We start from the raw sequence: 272 nt of genomic DNA, 5'->3' as shown, positions 1-272 counted from the left end.
CAGAGCGGGTCATTAGCTCAGTTGGTAGAGCAGTGGACTTTTAATCCATTGGTCGATGGTTCAAGTCCATCATGACCCACCATTCTTTATTCGTTGAATAGTAGAGTGGTTATAATCGGCGGATTTACGCAGCGTGCTTAGGCACACCAGAGCGGGTCATTAGCTCAGTTGGTAGAGCAGTGGACTTTTAATCCATTGGTCGATGGTTCAAGTCCATCATGACCCACCATTCTTTATTCGTTGAATAGTAGAGTGGTTATAATCGGCGGATT

General features: G+C 45.2%; 2 tRNA genes. Both read left to right on the top strand.

Annotated elements, in window-relative coordinates:
- Positions 1 to 6: 6 nt before the first annotated feature.
- A tRNA-Lys gene (locus tag H5187_RS24210) sits at positions 7 to 82 on the top strand.
- 71 nt (positions 83 to 153) lie between these two features.
- Positions 154 to 229: transfer RNA gene (locus H5187_RS24205), tRNA-Lys, on the top strand.
- Positions 230 to 272 lie beyond the last annotated feature (43 nt).

It is taken from the genome of Pseudoalteromonas sp. SG44-1 (genome assembly GCF_014164315.1).
Classification (GTDB): domain Bacteria; phylum Pseudomonadota; class Gammaproteobacteria; order Enterobacterales; family Alteromonadaceae; genus Pseudoalteromonas; species Pseudoalteromonas rhizosphaerae.
The sequence above is the reverse complement of the archived record's forward strand: the minus strand, read 5'-3'. Positions and strand labels throughout refer to the sequence as shown.